The organism is Rhodoferax sp. (genome assembly GCF_034520025.1).
Classification (GTDB): domain Bacteria; phylum Pseudomonadota; class Gammaproteobacteria; order Burkholderiales; family Burkholderiaceae_C; genus Allorhodoferax.
The window spans coordinates 1,017,518-1,033,793 of sequence record NZ_JAXHNZ010000002.1; the positions used below are offsets into that span (position 1 = coordinate 1,017,518).

Here is a 16,276-nt window from a genome sequence, read left to right on the forward strand (position 1 = left end):
CTGAACCCATGACCATGCAAGCCAGTGCCATCCAGCCCCCGGGCGATCTCCGTGCGGCACTCTCCCGCGCTGAGTCCCGCCGTAAATGGCGGGCCTTCAGCCTGACACTGCCCTTGCTGGTGTTTTTGCTCCTGACCCTGCTGGTTCCTATCGCCGCGCTGTTGATGCGCGCGGTGGAAAACCCTGAAGTCGCCAAGGCTCTGCCGACCACGGTAGATGTCTTGGCCGACTGGGACCGCACGTCCCAACCCCAAGCGGCGGCGTACGCTGCCTTGGTCAAAGATTTATCGCAATTGCCTGACACGGCAGATGCCGGCGCCTTGGCGCGCCGCTTGAACTCCGAGGTTCCGGGAGCGCGCTCACTGATCATGGGAGCCTACAGGGCCTTGCCCATCGAGGGTGATGCCGATGCGGTGCGCCAGCAATTGCTGAACAAAGACGCACGCTGGGCCGAGCCCGAGTTTTGGCAGGCGATCGCCAAAAACGGCTCCCGCTGGACGCCCGATTACCTGCTCGCCTCAGTGGACCTGAAACGCGATGCGCAGGGCCACATCGAGCGTATGCCCGAAGACCAACGCGCCTACGGCGGCATTCTGGCGCGCACCTTCCAGATCAGTTTTGTCGTCACCTTGCTGTGCCTGCTGTTGGCCTACCCGCTGGCCTACTGGCTCTCCACCCTGCCCGAGCGCAAGGCCAACATTTTGATGATTTTGGTACTGGTGCCTTTTTGGACTTCCATCTTGGTGCGGGTGGCGGCATGGATTGTGTTGCTGCAGTCTGAAGGGCTGGTCAACGGTGCGCTGCTGGGCATCGGTGTGATCAGTGAGCCATTGGCGCTGCTGTTCAACCGCACCGGCGTGATCATCTCCATGGTGCATATCCTGCTGCCCTTCATGATCCTGCCGCTGTACAGCGTGATGAAGAGCGTGCCACCCACCTATGTGCGTGCAGCCGTTTCACTGGGCAGCGCACCGCTGGCTGCGTTCATGCGGGTCTATGTGCCACAAACATTCCCTGGGGTGGGCGCTGGTGCGCTGCTAGTGTTCATCTTGTCGATTGGCTATTACATCACCCCGGCCCTCTTGGGTGGCGCGGATGACCAGATGCTGAGCTACTACATCGCCCGCTACACCAACGTCGAAGTCAACTGGGGCATGGCCTGCGCCTTGGGTGCCTTGTTACTGGCCACCACGCTGGTGCTCTATGGCGTGTACCGCCGCATCGGCAAAGCCGACCTGGCCTTGGCATAAGGAAGACACCCATGTTCAAACTGCCTGAATTTCCCCTCTACTTCACGCTGGCCGACAAGGCCGGTTGGTGGCTGCTGCGCGTAGTCTGCGTGCTGGTGCTGGGCTACTTGCTCGCGCCGATTCTGGCGATCATTCCGCTGTCGTTTTCCAGCAGCTCGTTTTTGACTTACCCCATCCCCGGCTGGTCTACCAAGTGGTACAGCCACCTGCTCACCGCGCCCGAGTGGTCTAACGCCATGCACAACAGCTTCATCGTGGCACCGGCGGCCACCGTGATTGCCACCGTGCTGGGCACATTAGCCGCCGTGGGCTTGAGCCGCACCGAGTTCCGCTTCAAAGGCCTGCTCATGGCATTCCTGATCGCTCCCATGGTGGTGCCGGTGATCGTGATTGGTGTAGCCACCTACCTGTACTTCGCCCCCCTGGGCCTGAGCGACAGCTATGTAGGCCTGATTGCGGTGCACGCGGCCATGGGCGCGCCCTTTGTGCTGACCACCGTGCTGGCCACCCTGGCTAACTTCAACCACAACCTGGTGCGTGCCTCGCTGAGCTTGGGCGAAACACCGTTCAACACCTTCATGCGCGTCACATTGCCGGTGATTGCACCGGGTGTGATTTCGGGTGCGCTGTTCGCCTTTGCCACCTCGTTCGACGAAGTGGTGGTCACCCTGTTCCTCGCAGGTGCCGAGCAAACCACCCTGCCGCGCCAGATGTTCACCGGCATCCGCGAAAACATTTCGCCCACGATTGCGGCAGTGGCCACCTTGCTGATCCTGTTCACCACCGCCATGCTGCTGGTGCTGGAATGGCTGCGCGGCCGCAAAGCCTGACCCTGAGCCCTGTCCCTATGGAACTGAACCAACCTCTCTCCGGCAATGCCATGCCGCGCTTCGGCGGCATCGCCAGCATGATGCGCCTGCCGGTCGCCACATCCGCCCAAGGGCTGGATGCTGCTTTCATTGGCGTACCGCTGGACATAGGCACCAGCCACCGCCCGGGGGCGCGTTTCGGCCCCCGCCAGATCCGTGCCGAGTCCTGCCTGCTGCGCCCCTACAACATGGCCACCGGCGCTGCGCCGTTTGATGCCCTGCAAGTGGCGGATCTGGGCGATGTGCCCATCAACACCTACTCGTTGTTGAAGTCTGTCGACATCATCACCGCCTACTATGCCGAGGTGCTGGGCCACGGCTGCGTGCCGCTTACCTTGGGTGGGGACCACACCATTGCGCTACCCATTCTGCGGGCTATGGCCGCCCAACACGGCCCGGTGGCGATGGTGCATGTGGATGCGCATGCCGACGTGAATGAAGACATGTTCGGCGAGCGCATTGCGCACGGCACTCCCTTCCGCCGCGCTGTGGAAGAAGGCTTGCTCGATTGCCACAAGGTCACCCAAATCGGCTTGCGCGGCACCGGCTATGCTGCCAATGACTTTGACTGGCCGCGCAGGCAAGGCTTTACGTTAGTACCCGCCCACGAGGTGTGGCACCAGTCCTTGGCCCCCGTGATGGAGCAAGTGCGCCAGCGCGTGGGCAACACCCCCTGCTACCTGAGCTTTGACATTGACGGTATTGACCCTGCCTACGCCGGCGGCACCGGAACGCCCGAAATCGGCGGGCTCACCGTGCCGCAGGCGCTGGAAATCATCCGGGGGTGCCGCGGGCTTAATATTGTTGGAGCAGACTTGGTGGAGGTATCACCGCCCTACGACACCACGGGCAACACCGCTCTACTGGGGGCTAACCTTTTGTACGAAATGCTGTGTGTGCTGCCGGGTGTGCCGGTTCGGTGAATCCCTAGGCTCAGACCCTATTTGCTATGTTTTTCATAGCTACTAGCGCATACCACGTATGCGCTAGTGGCCATTTTTATTGATATTTTGAGGAGACACCTTGTCCACATCGCCACTTTCCCTGCTGAAAGACCCCAGCCTGCTCAAAACCGATGCACTCGTCAACGGCCAATGGGTCCAAGGTGCCAGCCGCTTTGCAGTCACCGACCCGTCCAACGGTCAGCACCTGGCCGATGTGGCCAACCTAGGCGCCGCAGATGCTGAAGCGGCCATCGCTGCCGCAAATGCAGCCTGGCCTGCCTGGAAAAGCAAGACTGCCAAAGAACGCAGCATCATCTTGCGCAAGTGGTTTGATCTGCTAATGGCCAATCAAGAAGACTTGGCCCGCATCATGACCGCGGAGCAAGGCAAGCCTTTTGCCGAGGCCAAGGGCGAAATTGCCTATGGCGCCAGCTTTGTGGAGTGGTTCGCCGAAGAGGCCAAGCGCGTTAACGGCGAAACCCTGCCCCAGTTCGACAACAACCGCCGCCTGATGGTCATCAAGCAGCCCATCGGCGTGTGCGCAGCCATCACGCCCTGGAACTTCCCACTGGCCATGATCACCCGCAAGGTGGCGCCTGCGCTGGCCGCCGGTTGCCCGGTGATCATCAAGCCCGCCGAGCTGACGCCCCTGACGGCGCTGGCTGCCGCCGAGCTGGCCATCCGCGCCGGCATTCCAGCCGGTGTGCTCAACATGATCACCGCCGACAGCGACCAGTCTATTGCCGTGGGCAAGGTCATTTGCGCGAGCGATGTTGTGCGGCACCTGAGCTTCACCGGTTCCACCGAAGTGGGCCGCATCCTGATGGCGCAAAGTGCGCCTACGGTCAAAAAGTTGTCGCTCGAACTGGGTGGGAATGCGCCCTTTATCGTGTTTGACGACGCCGATGTGGACTCTGCGGTCGAAGGCGCTTTAGCCAGCAAGTACCGCAATGCCGGCCAAACCTGCGTGTGCGCCAACCGCTTCTATGTGCAAGCCGGCGTGTACGACCAGTTTGTGGCCAAGTTCAGTGCCAAGGTCAAAGCCATGAAGGTCGGCAACGGCTTTGAGGACGGCGTGGTGCAAGGCCCGCTGATCGAAGATGCCGCCGTAGAAAAGGTCAAACGCCACGTGGCGGATGCCGTGGCCAAGGGTGGCAAAGTGGAAACCGGCGGTAACGCGCTGCAAGGCCAGTTCTTTGAGCCTACCGTGGTGTCCGGCGCTACGGCCGACATGCTGTGCGCCCGCGAAGAAACCTTCGGCCCCTTCGCCCCGGTATTCAAGTTCACCACCGAGCAGGAAGCCATTGACGCCGCTAACAATACCGAATTCGGCCTGGCCAGCTACTTCTACAGCCGCGATATCGGCCGCATCTACCGCGTTGGCGAGGCGCTGGAGTACGGCATGGTGGGCGTGAACGTGGGCATTCTGGCCACCGAACACGTGCCGTTTGGCGGCGTCAAACAGTCCGGCCTGGGCCGTGAAGGCTCGCACTTCGGCATGGACGACTACATCGAAGTCAAGTACCTCTGCCTGGGCGACATCCTGAAGTAACCCCTCTCAGCACCCCGCAGCAGCCCGCCTACGCGGGCTTTTTTTCGCCTCAACATTTGCCGCAACAAAAATAGCCCAAGCAATAACAGCCTTGACAATATTTGCTTAGGCAATTAATATTTCGCCATGTCTAAATCAACGACCCGCTTTTATCGCCCCGACAACTACCAGCCGGAAGCCAGCGTGGGCTACTTGATGCGCAACATCATCAACCACGTGGCCCAGGCCGTAGACCGGGAATTGGCCCACACCGACCTTACCAATGCGCAGTTGATTCCGCTGTTCAAGCTGTACACCAAGAAAGCGTCAACCGTGGCCGAACTGGCCCGCGCCTGCGAGATAGACAACGGCGCAACCACTCGCCTGCTCGACCGCATGGAAGCCAAAGGCCTGTGCCAGCGGGTGCGCTCCGAGCAAGACCGCCGGGTGGTCAACCTAGAGCTCACCGATGCTGGCAATGCAGCAGCCAGCGATATTCCGCGCATCCTGAGCGAGGTGCAAAACGCCCACCTCGAAGGCTTCAACCAAGAAGAGTTCGACGCCTTGCAGGGCTACCTGCGCCGCATTTTGGACAACGCCCAGCGCATGAAAGCCGCCAGCCAAACAGGCACCCCTGATTCCGTTACAGAAACACCCCATGATTAATCACACGCCCCCCTCCTTCAGCGCGCTGCGCTGGAGCTGCTTTGCGCTCAGCGCTGTAGCACTGGCCTCCCTGAGTGCATGCGCCAATTTCTCTGGCATCTTTTCTCAAGCAAAACCAGTCGCCCATGCGCAGGCGGGCTTGTCCACCCAAGCCATTCCCGCCGACAGCGTGGCGCTGGACAACCAGTGGTGGAAAGCCTATGGCGATGAGCAACTCAACCAGTTGGTCGCCCAAGCCTTGGCCAACAACCCCAACCTGCGCGTAGCCCAGGCCCGGGTGCAGCGTGTGCAGGCCGGCATCGACACCGCGCAAGCAGCAAACGCACCACAGCTCAACGCAGGCCTCGATGCCAGCCGCCAGCTTTACACCCGCAACGGCCTGGTGCCCGCGCCCATCGCGGGCAGCGAACGCGAGATCGCCACACTGCAAGCCTCCGGCAGCTGGGAGTTGGACCTGTTCGGCAAAAACCGCGCTGCGCTGGATGCCGCCATCGGCCAAAGCCGCGCCGCCCAAGCCGACGCCCAGGCCGCCCGTATGTTGCTGGCGAGTAATGTGGCGCGCAGTTACTTCCAGTGGCTGCGAGTGCAAGGCCAACTGGAGGTAGCTCAGCGCACCCTGGCCCAGCGCCAACAAACCCAACAACTCGTGAAAGACCGACTGCAAGCCGGCCTAGACACTCAGCTCGAACTCCAGCAAAGCGAAAGCGGACTGCCTGATGCCCGCTTCCAGATTGAGGCTCTGAAAGAGCAGGAAGCCCTGCTCCTCAATGCCCTCGCTGCCTTGACTGGGCAACAAAATACGCCTCTGGCGCTCACCAAATATGCGCTAGCAGCTATCAATTCCATAGCATCCGCACAAACCAAAGTGCAATCGGTGCCTATGGACCTGCTGGGCCGGCGTGCCGATGTGGTCGCCGCCCGCTGGCGTGTGGAAGCCGCGACCCGCGATGTGGACAGCGCCAAAACCCTGTTCTACCCCAACATCAACCTGACCGCGTTTGCAGGCTTCTCGAGCATCGGCTTTGACAAGCTAGTGCAAAGCAGCAGCGCCCAATGGGGCGTGGGCCCGGCCATTCGCTTGCCCTTGTTCGAAGGCGGCCGCCTGCGCGCCAACCTCAAGGGCAAAGCAGCCGACCTCGACGCCGCCATTGAGACCTACAACGCCGCGGTGGTCGACGCGGTGCACGATGTGGCCGACCAGCTCACCTCCACCAAAGCCATTGAGCGCCAGCAGGCCGAGCAACAAGCCGCCCAGCGATCTGCCGAAGCCGCTTACGCCATTGCCGTGCAACGCTACGAGGCTGGCTTGGGCAACTACCTAACCGTGCTCAACGCCGAGACCGCAGTATTGGCCCAACGCAAGCTGGCCGTGGACTTGGCGGCCCGCAGCATTGATACCCAGATCCAGCTGATCCGCGCACTCGGAGGTGGTTTCACCGACACCGGTACTGCTTCAGCCGCCGCACCAACAAGCGACACAGCAGCTCGCTAAGCGCTGACCACGGCCCCACCCAACACGCACCGAACCTGATTGAAAGACACACCATGAGCACTTCTTCCACCCCCACCGTCGCCCCGGCCGCCACTCCCGCCGGCAACCCCGCCCGTAAAAAAGCCCTGACCGCTGTGTCTTTGGTCGTGCTGTTGGGCTTGGCCTATGGTGGTTTTGAGTATTTCGGGGCACGCCACTCCGAAGAAACCGACAACGCCTATGTGCAAGGCAACGTGATCCAAATCACCCCGCAAGTGGGCGGCACAGTCACCGCCATCATGGCGGACGACACCGACTTCGTGAAAGCCGGGCAAGCGCTGGTGAAATTGGACCCTGCCGATGCCAAAGTGGCCTTGGACCAAGCCGAAGCCAACCTCGCCCAAGCGGTACGCCAAGTGCGCACCCTCTATGCCAACAACGGCACGCTGTCCGCCCAGGTCACGCTGCGCGAGTCCGACATCGACCGCGCCCAAACCGATATCGCCCGCGCCACCGACGATCTGAACCGCCGCCAGGCACTGGCCGGCAACGGCGCGGTGTCCAAGGAAGAGCTCAACCACGCCAAGTCGCAACTCACCAGCGCCCAAAACGCCCTGTCTGCGGCCCAAGCCGGCGTAGCCGCTGCGCGTGAACAGCTCTCCAGCAACCAAACCCTGACCGAAGGCACCAATGTGGAAAGCCACCCCAGCGTGGTGGCCGCATCTGCCAAAGTGCGTGAAGCTTTCCTCGCCCTGCACCGCGCCGAGCTGCCCGCGCCCGTGGACGGCTATGTCGCCAAGCGCACCGTCCAGCTGGGTCAGCGCGTAGCCGCTGGTGCCCCCTTGATGGCCATCATCCCGCTGAATCAGTTGTGGGTGGATGCCAACTTCAAGGAAGTGCAACTGCGCAACATCCGCATCGGCCAGCCAGTCAAGCTCACCGCAGACCTGTACGGCAAAAAGATGGAATACAAAGGCACGGTCGCCGGTTTGGGTGCGGGCACGGGTGCCGCCTTCTCGCTGCTGCCGGCCCAGAATGCCACCGGCAACTGGATCAAGGTGGTACAGCGCGTGCCGGTGCGGGTGGCGCTGGATGCTGAGCAGCTAGCCCAGAACCCGCTGCGCGTGGGCCTTTCGATGGAAGCCACGGTGGATGTGACCGACCAGACCGGCAAGTCCCTGGCCGATGCGCCCCGCGCCGCCTCAGTGACCCAGACCGATGTGTACACCGTGCTCGACCAGCAAGCCAACGACGAAGTCCGCAAGGTGATTGCCGCCAACCTCGGTCGTGGCGCCAAGGCCAATGCCCATGCCGCCGCCAAGGCCGGCCAAGGCGTGTGAGCCATCCATGAGCTCACCCGCCGCTTACTCTGCGCCCCCGCCCCTGGAGGGGTCAGCGCGCTTGTGGGGCACGATTGCACTCTCGGCTGCCACGTTCATGAACGTGCTGGATTCGTCGATTGCCAACGTGTCTTTGCCGGCCATTGCCGGTGACCTCGGGGTCAGCTCCAGCCAAGGCACTTGGGTCATTACCAGCTTTGGCGTGGCCAACGCGATTGCTTTGCCGCTCACCGGCTGGTTGTCCCAGCGATTCGGCCAAGTGCGTCTGTTTATCACCAGCGTGTTGTTGTTTGTACTCTCCAGCTGGCTCTGCGGCATTGCCCCCAACATGCCCTTCCTGATCGGTGCCCGTGCATTACAAGGATTTGTAGCTGGCCCGATGATGCCGCTGGCGCAAACGCTATTGCTCTCGAGCTACCCGCCGGCTCTTGCGGGCTTGGCCATGGCACTGTGGGCCATGACCACGCTGGTGGCGCCCGTGATGGGGCCGCTGTTGGGCGGCTGGATCACCGACAACGCGCACTGGGGATGGATCTTCTTCATCAACGTGCCGATCGGCATCGTGGCGGGCTTCATCACCTGGAGCATCTTCCACAAGCGCGAAACCCAGACACGCAAGCTGCCCATTGACACCGTGGGCCTCGCCTTGCTGGTGATTGCGGTTACTGCGATTCAGATGATGTTGGACCTGGGCAAGGAGCTCGACTGGTTCCACTCCAACGAGATCATTGCGCTGACCGTGCTCTCAGTGGTGGCCTTCGCGTTTTTGATTGTTTGGCAGCTGACCGATGACCACCCGGTGGTCGACTTGAAGCTCTTCAAGGTCCGCAACTTTTTGACCGGCACCATCGCTATGTCGATTGCATACGGCCTCTTCATGGGCAACATCGTGCTGCTGCCGCTGTGGCTGCAAAGTTTCATGGGCTACACCGCGACGCAGGCCGGCATGTTGATGGCACCGGTGGGATTGTTTGCGATCATCCTGTCGCCCATCATCGGCAAAAACATCACCAAGTTCGACACGCGCCGCTTGGCAACGCTGGCCTTCCTGGTGTTTGCGCTGGTGCTCTGGATGCGGTCGCACTTCAGCACGCTGTCCGACTTCAACACCATGATGATCCCGACGCTGATTCAGGGTATTGCGCTGGCACTGTTTTTCATCCCGCTGACCAGCATCATTTTGGGTGGCCTGCCGGGTGACAAGATCGCTTCGGCCTCGGGTTTGAGCAGCTTTTGCCGCGTGCTGTTCGGCTCATTTGGCACATCGATCTCGGTCACGGTGTGGCAAGACCGCACCACCTTGCACCACGCCCAGCTCACCGAGATGATCAACCGTGGCAGCACCGCTTCTAACAGTGCGTTGTCGGGCTTGAACGCCGCCGGTCTGAGCAACGAGCAGGCCCTGAGCCAGATCAACCGCATGATCGACCAGCAAGCCGCCACCCTGGCGGCCAATGATGTGTTCTACGCCTCGGCCGTCATCTTTGTGCTGTTAATTCCGCTGGTGTGGCTCTCCCGACCGGCCAAGGGGGGCGCAGGCGCCTCGGAAGCAGCGGCTGGTGCACACTAAACACGCATAAACTGAAGACGAAAAAAACGGGGCCTTGGCCCCGTTTACTATGCGGCACGCTGATCAGCTCAGCTCCGGCCCTTGCGGGTTGGTGGCGCGTGCACTGCGGTTCAAACCGTTGTTCACGGACCAGGGAATTGACGCAGCCCGATCCAAGGGCGCTACTTTGGTCAGCAAAGCCTGCCAGAAAAAACCACTCTGGATGGCGATCACCGCAAACAACATGTAGCTCTGTGAGCTCGAAGCCAACCACAGGTTGTACACCGGCATAAACACAAACGGCGAGACCAGCAGCGGCAAGCCAATGCGCAGGGCTTGCATGGACTTCAGCCCCTTGCCCATGTTGAACAAATCCCAGTAGTAGTTGGTAAACATACCCAGCACCATCCAGCAGCCCAAGTGCCATGCGTACACGATGGCGTGATTGCGCGCCAGCATCAGCACCCAGGGTTGGGAGCCTTCGTCGGCATTCATCACGAACACAATCAACACCCCGGTCGCAGCAAAGACCACGGCGTAAATGAACATCATCAACTTGAGCGCTCTGGACATAGTTTCCCTAGGGTGAAATGGTGCGCGCCATCTTACCCGCAGGCCCTCCCGCCTTAGAGCAGGGTCACGCCGGTTTTTGCCTGCACTGCCTCACGGGTAACACCCGGAGCCAACTCCACCAGCTTCAGGCCTTCAGGGGTGACGTCCATCACCGCCAGGTCGGTGATGATGCGGTCCACCACGCCCACGCCGGTCAATGGCAAGGTGCAGCTGGGCAGGATCTTCAGGTCTTCGGTGCCGTCTTTCTTCTTGGCCACATGTTCCATGAGCACGATTACGCGCTTCACGCCGGCGACCAAATCCATAGCGCCGCCCATACCCTTGACCATCTTGCCGGGGATCATCCAGTTGGCCAGATCGCCCTTTTCGGACACTTGCATGGCACCCAGAATGGACAGGTTGATCTTGCCGCCGCGGATCATGGCAAAGCTCTGGTCCGAGCCGAAAATACTGCTGCCCTTGATCGTAGTCACGGTTTGCTTGCCGGCGTTGATCAGGTCGGCATCCACCTCGTCTTCAGTCGGAAAGGGGCCGATGCCCAGCATGCCGTTTTCGCTTTGCAGCCACACTTCTTTGTCGGCGGGGACATGGTTGGCCACCAGAGTGGGAATGCCGATCCCCAGGTTCACATAAAAACCGTCTTCGAGTTCGTGGGCTGCGCGGGCAGCCATTTGGTCTTGGTTCCAGCTCATGGTCAGACTCCTGCTTTTTCAGTGATGGTGCGTTTTTCGATCCGTTTTTCGGGTCGGGTGTTCAGCACGATGCGGTGCACATAAATACCGGGCAAGTGGACTTGATCAGGGGCGATGTCGCCGGTCTCCACAATCTCTTCCACTTCCACCACCGTGAGCTTGCCGGCCATGGCCACGGCCGGGTTGAAGTTGCGCGCAGTAAAGCGGAACTGCAGGTTGCCTGATTTGTCTGCGCGGTGGGCTTTGACCAGAGATACATCCGGCACCAGCGAGCGCTCCATGACATAAGTCTCGCCATCAAACTCGCGCAACTCTTTGCCGTCTGCGACGATGGTGCCCACACCGGTTTTGGTGAAGAAAGCGGGAATGCCGGCGCCGCCGGCACGCAGCTTTTCAGCCAGAGTGCCTTGGGGGGTGAACTCCAGCTCCAGCTCGCCGGCCAGGTATTGACGCTCGAACTCTTTGTTTTCGCCCACATAGGAGCTGATCATTTTTTTGATCTGACGGGTCTCGAGCAGCTTGCCGAGGCCAAAGCCGTCCACGCCCGCGTTGTTGGAAATAGCGGTCAGGTTTTTGGCACCCGAATCGCGCAGGGCATCAATCAGCGCCTCGGGGATGCCGCACAAACCAAAGCCACCAACGGCCAGTAACTGGCCGTCCTGAATAATGCCTTCAAGCGCCTGCGCGGCGCTGGGGTAAATCTTGTTCACTGTGCGTATCTCCTATGTAGATAGAAACAACATGGGCGCTACGATACTACGTAACCACATACGTAGTTCCCCGTAAAGCCTTTCCCTCACCGTAATCTGCATGGATATTGACTACCGCCAAGCTTTTGACCTCGCGCCCGTCGGGCTGGCGCTATCGCGCAACCGCACCATGATCGATTGCAACCAGCAACTGTGCGACATGTTCGGGGCCGGTAAAGACCAACTGGTGGGCCAGTCATTCCAGGTGCTCTACCCCAGTGCCGACGAGTTTGAACGCCTCGGCGCACGCATGGCCCCCTTGCTCAACCGTAATGGAACCTACGCAGATGACCGCATCATGAAACGGCTGGATGGCCGCTTCAAGGGCGAAACTTTCTGGTGCCATGTCAGCGGCCGCGCCCTGAACCCCAGCGCCCCGCACGAGGCCGGCATCTGGACCTTTGAAGACCTGAGCGCTCTGCGCCCGGTGCGCGCAGAACTCACCCCGCGCGAGCGCGAGGTCGCGGCCTACCTGATGCAGGGCCAGACCTCGAAGCAGATCGGCAAAACACTAGAGATCAGCCACCGCACCGTCGAAATCTACCGTGCACGGTTGATGCGCAAGTACAAGGCCTCGACCACCGCAGACCTGGTGCACAAGCTCATGGCGGGGTGAGCGTCTACTTGGCTCCGGCGAGCCGTTGCAGAAGTTCAGCCTTTTCCATTTCCAACACCTGCGCCTTCTGCTCGGCCTGAGCTAGCCGCGACAAGGCTGATTGAAGCTCGGTCTCTAGCCGCTGCACCTGCACGGCCAGGGTATCGGCAGCCGCAGTCACCTTTTCGCGGGTGGCATCTCGCGTCACGGTCAAGCCCGATGTCACGCTGTCGAGCCACGCCAGAATTTGAACCCGGGTGGTGTCTTTATGCAGCGGCGTTTGCAGCGTGGCTTTTTTGACATCCGCCCTGCGGCACAGCTCACTCTGGGTCACCCGACCATGGTTGTAGGGGTAGACGCCCTGGTGCGCTGCGATGTCGGCTTCCATCTCTGCCATGGCTTTGCGCAGCCGCGCCAACGCTGCCTCGGTGCGGGGGTTGGCGTTTCCGGTAGCGGGCAGATAAGTACGGTCAGACATATAAGGATCTTCAAAGCCAAAGCTGCCGCAGTGTACTGAAGCTAGACTCCCCCACTTCCCAAAGGACACGCATGACGACCCCATTCACCCCCGCCTCCCATGAAACCGAAGCCTGGGCTGGCCTGAAGCAACTCGGCGATACCGCAGTGTCCACTGGCGGCCTGCAGGCTCTGCTGCAAATGTTCATCAGCGTGGTGACTTCGGCTGAAGAAGTAGCACGGGTGAGCGAAGAAGCCGGCCACCCGGACTCGATGACCACCCAAGTCATTGCTGAATGGGTCAGCACCCAGTACGTGCCGGACATGCAGGCCCAGCTGCAGGGATCCCGCGAGCCTTAAAGCAGGTTGCGCATGGCGCGTGCGGTTTCCTGCAACACAGGTAGCACGCGGCGAACCGCATCGTCGGTGCTCTCATTGCCCATGGGCATAGTGACATTGAGCGCGCCCATCAAGGCCCCATGGCGGTCGATCAGGGGCACCGCTACGCCGCGGTAATTCATTTCCAGCTGTTGCTCCGAGACGGCCCAGCCCTGCTGGCGAATGCGGGCCAGCTCGACCCGCATCCGGTCTTTGCTGGCAATCGTGTGCGAGGTATAGGCTTTGAAGGTTTGCTGCTGCAGCCAGTCTTCGAGCCAGATCGAGTCGCGCATCGCCAAAATCAACATGCCTGCCGACGTGACTTGTGCCTGCACCCGCGAGCCCAACACATAGCCGGTACTCATGGGCCGGTTGCTGCCATTGCGGGCGATGTAGACGATCTCGTCGCCGTCCAACACACTCACATAGGCAATCTCTTGGGTGCCGGCAGTCACCCGCTGCAAAAATGGCTGCACCACCCGGGGCAACCGGGCTGACTCCAGATACGACTGCCCGATGCGCAGCACGCGCGGCGTGAGCCAAAACAGTTTGCCATCGCTCGCCACATAGCCCAGGTACTGCAAGGTCAGCAGGTAGCGGCGGGCGGCGGTGCGTGTCATGCCACAGCGCTCGCCCGCCTGGCTGGCCGTCATGCGCTGGTGCGCGTCGTCAAACGCCTCGATCAGCCCCAAGCCCTTTTCCAGACCGGCAATCCAGTCTTTCTTCTCCAGAGCGGGCGCGTCAATGCCGGCAATGGGCGGGCGCATGGCAAGTTCAGTAGTCATGGGAGCTGATTTTGGCGGGCCGAAAACCGGGCAAGCCTAGTGCTTACCCGCAATACGAACGATCATCGATCACTTAAGTTCAATGAACGATCTTTTTACCCAATATTCACTTTCATTTACACAAGTGAGTCGCTAAAGTTGGCACCGAACCGCGCCATTCGTTCGACTAACGAACACACGGTCACACCCCACCCGAACGCCACACCAGGAGACAAACAATATGCAAAAACGGAACACTCTCAAATTGATAGCAGCTTGCGCAATGTTGATGAGCGCTAGCAGCGCTTTTAGCCAGGAAGTCATCAAGATCGCGAATATTGTGGAGCTCTCCGGCGGTGGCGCCTCGGCCGGAACCAACTTCAAAAACGGGGTGGAATTGGCAGTCAAGGAAATCAACGCCGCAGGCGGTGTGCTGGGTAAAAAGATCCAAACCATCACCTCCGACACCCAGTCCAACCCCGGCGTGGCCAAAGGTCTGACCCAAAAAGCGGTAGACGACGAGGTGTTTGCCATCTTCGGCCCGGTGTTCTCCGGCTCCATCATGGTGTCGATGGCTGAGAGCCGCAAAGCCGAGATCCCCAACTTCACCGGCGGTGAGGCAGCCAGCATCACCATGCAGGGCAACCCTTATATCTTCCGCACCAGCTTCACCCAAGCGACTGCCATGCCCAAAGTGGCCCGCTACATGAGCGAGCAAGCCAAGCTCAAGAACATCGCCATCATTTACGTGAACAACGATTTCGGCAAAGGCGGCCTGGACATGATCAGGAAGGCGCTGGCCACCTCCAGCACCAAGATTGCTGCTGAAATCTCGACAGATGCCGGCCAGGTGGACTTCTCCGCTGCCGTGCTCAAGGCCAAGCAAAGCAACGCCGACGGCGTGTTTGTGTACACCAACGAAGAAGAATCGGCCCGTGCCCTGCGCGAACTGCGCAAGCAAGGCTGGAACAAGCCCATCGTTGGCGAAACCACCCTCACCGGCCAAAAGGTGATCGAGCTGGCCGGTGAAGCCGCTAACGGTGCTGTTGCCCACGTGGGCTTGACGGTGGATGCGCCCATTCCTGCGGTGCGCGCCTTCCGCGCCAAGTTTGAGCGTGAGTACAAATACATCTCCGACCACAACGGCATGAAGGGCTACTCCGGCATTTACACCCTGAAGGCCGCGATTGAGAAGGTCGGCAAGCTCGACCGCAAGGCCGTGGCCAAGGCCATGCACAGCCTGGTGGTCACCACCGACAAAGAGCCCGGCATTCTGATGAACGTGGCCTTTGACAAAAACGGCGACCTGGACCGCGAAAGCTTCTTGGTGGAAGTGAAAAACGGCAAGCAAGAAGTGGTAGCCACCCTGCCCCCGCTGAACTCTATCGCGGTCAACAAGCCGGCGGCCGCACTTGCAGCCAAGCCTGCTGCACCCGCCAAGAAGTAATGGCTTGTGCCACTCTGGGCACGGCCAAACGGCTCCCCCAGAGTGGCATTGTTAGGCGCAGTCCCCAGCGGGCTCCGTGCCCCCGCATTCCGTAGTGCCCCCAAGGGACCCCCATGACAGATTTCCTCCAACTTTTTTTCAGCGGACTGGCCACAGGCGCCATCTATTCGCTGGCCGCGCTCGGCTTTACGCTCTTGTGGCAGGCCAGCGGCACCATCAACTTCGCCCAAGGCGAGTTTGTGATGCTGCCCGCCTTCATGATGCTGGGCTTCATGAGCATTGGTGCGCCGCTGGCGGTGAGCTTCACCATGACGGTGGTGCTCGCGGTGTTTGTGCTGGGTTGGGTGTTCAAGCGCGGTCTGGTAGACCCCTTGTTCAAGTTCGGCATGATGCCCATCGTGGTGGCCACCATCGGCCTGTCGATTGCCATGCGCAACGGCTTGCGCGCTGGCTACAGCGCCGAAGCCCACCCCTTCCCCAGCCTGTTTGCAGACAAGCTTTTCAACATTGCCGGTGTGACCATCACGCTAGCGGATGTGGGCACTTTTGCGGTGGCGCTGATTCTCGTCTTTGTGGTGCAGGCTTTCATGACCAAAACCGTGACCGGCCGCGCCATGCAGGCGGTGGCACAAAACACCGAGAGCGCCTCGGTGCTGGGCATCAATGTGCCCCGCATGATCTTTTATGCATTCGCCATCAATGCCGTACTGGCAGTGGCCGCTGCACTGCTGGTCACGCCCACCTATCTGGCCAAGTTCGACATGGGCGAGAGCTTGGGCACCAAGGCCTTCTTCGCCGCCATCATTGGCGGATTCAACAACTCACGCGGCGCCTTGTTGGGCGGGCTGATTGTGGGGGTGTGCGAGAACCTGGCCGCCGCCTATATCTCCCCCGCCTACAAAGACGCGGTGGCGCTGGTGATCTTCATGGTCGTGATTTTGTTCAAGCCGCAAGGGCTGCTGGGCAAAAAAGTGGAACGCAAAGTCTGAGTACCACCGGGAC

The 16,276-nt window shown here is 60.7% G+C and carries 17 protein-coding genes; 12 read left to right on the top strand and 5 right to left on the bottom strand.

The genetic code is table 11. The annotated features are described in order from the left end of the window. The first annotated feature begins 14 nt into the window (after positions 1 to 14). From U5L73_RS13125 to U5L73_RS13160, 8 genes are all read left to right on the top strand, one after another. The gene (locus tag U5L73_RS13125) at positions 15 to 1,250 is read left to right on the top strand and encodes an ABC transporter permease (RefSeq protein ID WP_322563514.1); all 1,236 of its coding nucleotides are present in this window, start codon (positions 15 to 17) and stop codon (positions 1,248 to 1,250) included. A gap of 11 nt (positions 1,251 to 1,261) precedes the next feature. Beyond that, positions 1,262 to 2,080 carry an ABC transporter permease gene (locus U5L73_RS13130; RefSeq protein ID WP_322562762.1) on the top strand — a complete coding sequence of 273 codons (819 nt, stop codon included), beginning with the start codon at positions 1,262 to 1,264 and terminating at the stop codon, positions 2,078 to 2,080. A gap of 17 nt (positions 2,081 to 2,097) precedes the next feature. Then, positions 2,098 to 3,042 carry an agmatinase gene (speB, locus tag U5L73_RS13135; protein WP_322562763.1) on the top strand — a complete coding sequence of 315 codons (945 nt, stop codon included), beginning with the start codon at positions 2,098 to 2,100 and terminating at the stop codon, positions 3,040 to 3,042. 100 nt (positions 3,043 to 3,142) lie between these two features. Then, positions 3,143 to 4,615: an NAD-dependent succinate-semialdehyde dehydrogenase gene (locus U5L73_RS13140; protein WP_322562764.1), complete on the top strand. Its 1,473-nt coding sequence runs from the start codon at positions 3,143 to 3,145 to the stop codon at positions 4,613 to 4,615. A gap of 126 nt (positions 4,616 to 4,741) precedes the next feature. Next, positions 4,742 to 5,260, top strand: coding sequence for a MarR family transcriptional regulator (locus tag U5L73_RS13145; RefSeq protein ID WP_322562765.1), 519 nt, complete (start codon positions 4,742 to 4,744; stop codon positions 5,258 to 5,260). Beyond that, positions 5,253 to 6,752, top strand: coding sequence for an efflux transporter outer membrane subunit (locus U5L73_RS13150; RefSeq protein ID WP_322562766.1), 1,500 nt, complete (start codon positions 5,253 to 5,255; stop codon positions 6,750 to 6,752). The genes U5L73_RS13145 and U5L73_RS13150 overlap by 8 nt, the downstream gene beginning before the upstream one ends. Before the next feature lie 53 nt (positions 6,753 to 6,805). Next, complete coding sequence (locus U5L73_RS13155; RefSeq protein WP_322562767.1) at positions 6,806 to 8,071, top strand: HlyD family efflux transporter periplasmic adaptor subunit; 1,266 nt, start codon at positions 6,806 to 6,808, stop codon at positions 8,069 to 8,071. Between the two features lie 7 nt (positions 8,072 to 8,078). Then, the gene (locus tag U5L73_RS13160) at positions 8,079 to 9,641 is read left to right on the top strand and encodes a DHA2 family efflux MFS transporter permease subunit (protein WP_322562768.1); all 1,563 of its coding nucleotides are present in this window, start codon (positions 8,079 to 8,081) and stop codon (positions 9,639 to 9,641) included. A gap of 63 nt (positions 9,642 to 9,704) precedes the next feature. Here U5L73_RS13160 and U5L73_RS13165 read toward each other — a convergent pair whose 3' ends face one another. From U5L73_RS13165 to U5L73_RS13175, 3 genes are read right to left on the bottom strand one after another with little or no spacing between them, the layout of a single operon-like run. After that, positions 9,705 to 10,193, bottom strand: a complete 489-nt coding sequence (locus U5L73_RS13165) for a hypothetical protein (protein WP_322562769.1) — start codon at positions 10,191 to 10,193, stop codon at positions 9,705 to 9,707. 53 nt (positions 10,194 to 10,246) lie between these two features. After that, entirely contained in the window at positions 10,247 to 10,885 is a 639-nt protein-coding gene (locus tag U5L73_RS13170; protein ID WP_313873400.1) for a CoA transferase subunit B, read from the bottom strand. Positions 10,886 to 10,887: 2 nt separating this feature from the next. Continuing rightward, positions 10,888 to 11,595 (bottom strand): CoA transferase subunit A, encoded by a 708-nt coding sequence (locus U5L73_RS13175; RefSeq protein ID WP_322562770.1) that lies wholly within the window; start codon positions 11,593 to 11,595, stop codon positions 10,888 to 10,890. Positions 11,596 to 11,695: 100 nt separating this feature from the next. On the opposite strand from U5L73_RS13175, the gene U5L73_RS13180 reads away from it, so the two are divergent. Then, complete coding sequence (locus U5L73_RS13180; RefSeq protein ID WP_322562771.1) at positions 11,696 to 12,250, top strand: PAS and helix-turn-helix domain-containing protein; 555 nt, start codon at positions 11,696 to 11,698, stop codon at positions 12,248 to 12,250. A 4-nt stretch (positions 12,251 to 12,254) separates the two neighbouring features. Here the strand turns inward: U5L73_RS13180 and U5L73_RS13185 are convergent, their stop codons facing one another. Beyond that, on the bottom strand, positions 12,255 to 12,707 hold the full coding sequence (locus U5L73_RS13185; RefSeq protein WP_322562772.1) for a hypothetical protein: 453 nt from the start codon (positions 12,705 to 12,707) through the stop codon (positions 12,255 to 12,257). Positions 12,708 to 12,778: 71 nt separating this feature from the next. Between U5L73_RS13185 and U5L73_RS13190 the strand changes: the two genes are divergently transcribed. Then, positions 12,779 to 13,045 carry a hypothetical protein gene (locus U5L73_RS13190; RefSeq protein WP_322562773.1) on the top strand — a complete coding sequence of 89 codons (267 nt, stop codon included), beginning with the start codon at positions 12,779 to 12,781 and terminating at the stop codon, positions 13,043 to 13,045. Here U5L73_RS13190 and U5L73_RS13195 read toward each other — a convergent pair. Then, a complete protein-coding gene (locus U5L73_RS13195) occupies positions 13,042 to 13,848 on the bottom strand; it encodes an IclR family transcriptional regulator domain-containing protein (RefSeq protein ID WP_322562774.1) in 807 nt (268 codons plus the stop codon). The genes U5L73_RS13190 and U5L73_RS13195 overlap by 4 nt on opposite strands. 220 nt (positions 13,849 to 14,068) lie before the next feature. On the opposite strand from U5L73_RS13195, the gene U5L73_RS13200 reads away from it, so the two are divergent. Next, complete coding sequence (locus U5L73_RS13200) at positions 14,069 to 15,274, top strand: ABC transporter substrate-binding protein (protein ID WP_322562775.1); 1,206 nt, start codon at positions 14,069 to 14,071, stop codon at positions 15,272 to 15,274. A gap of 113 nt (positions 15,275 to 15,387) precedes the next feature. Beyond that, complete coding sequence (locus tag U5L73_RS13205; protein ID WP_313880285.1) at positions 15,388 to 16,263, top strand: branched-chain amino acid ABC transporter permease; 876 nt, start codon at positions 15,388 to 15,390, stop codon at positions 16,261 to 16,263. Positions 16,264 to 16,276 lie beyond the last annotated feature (13 nt).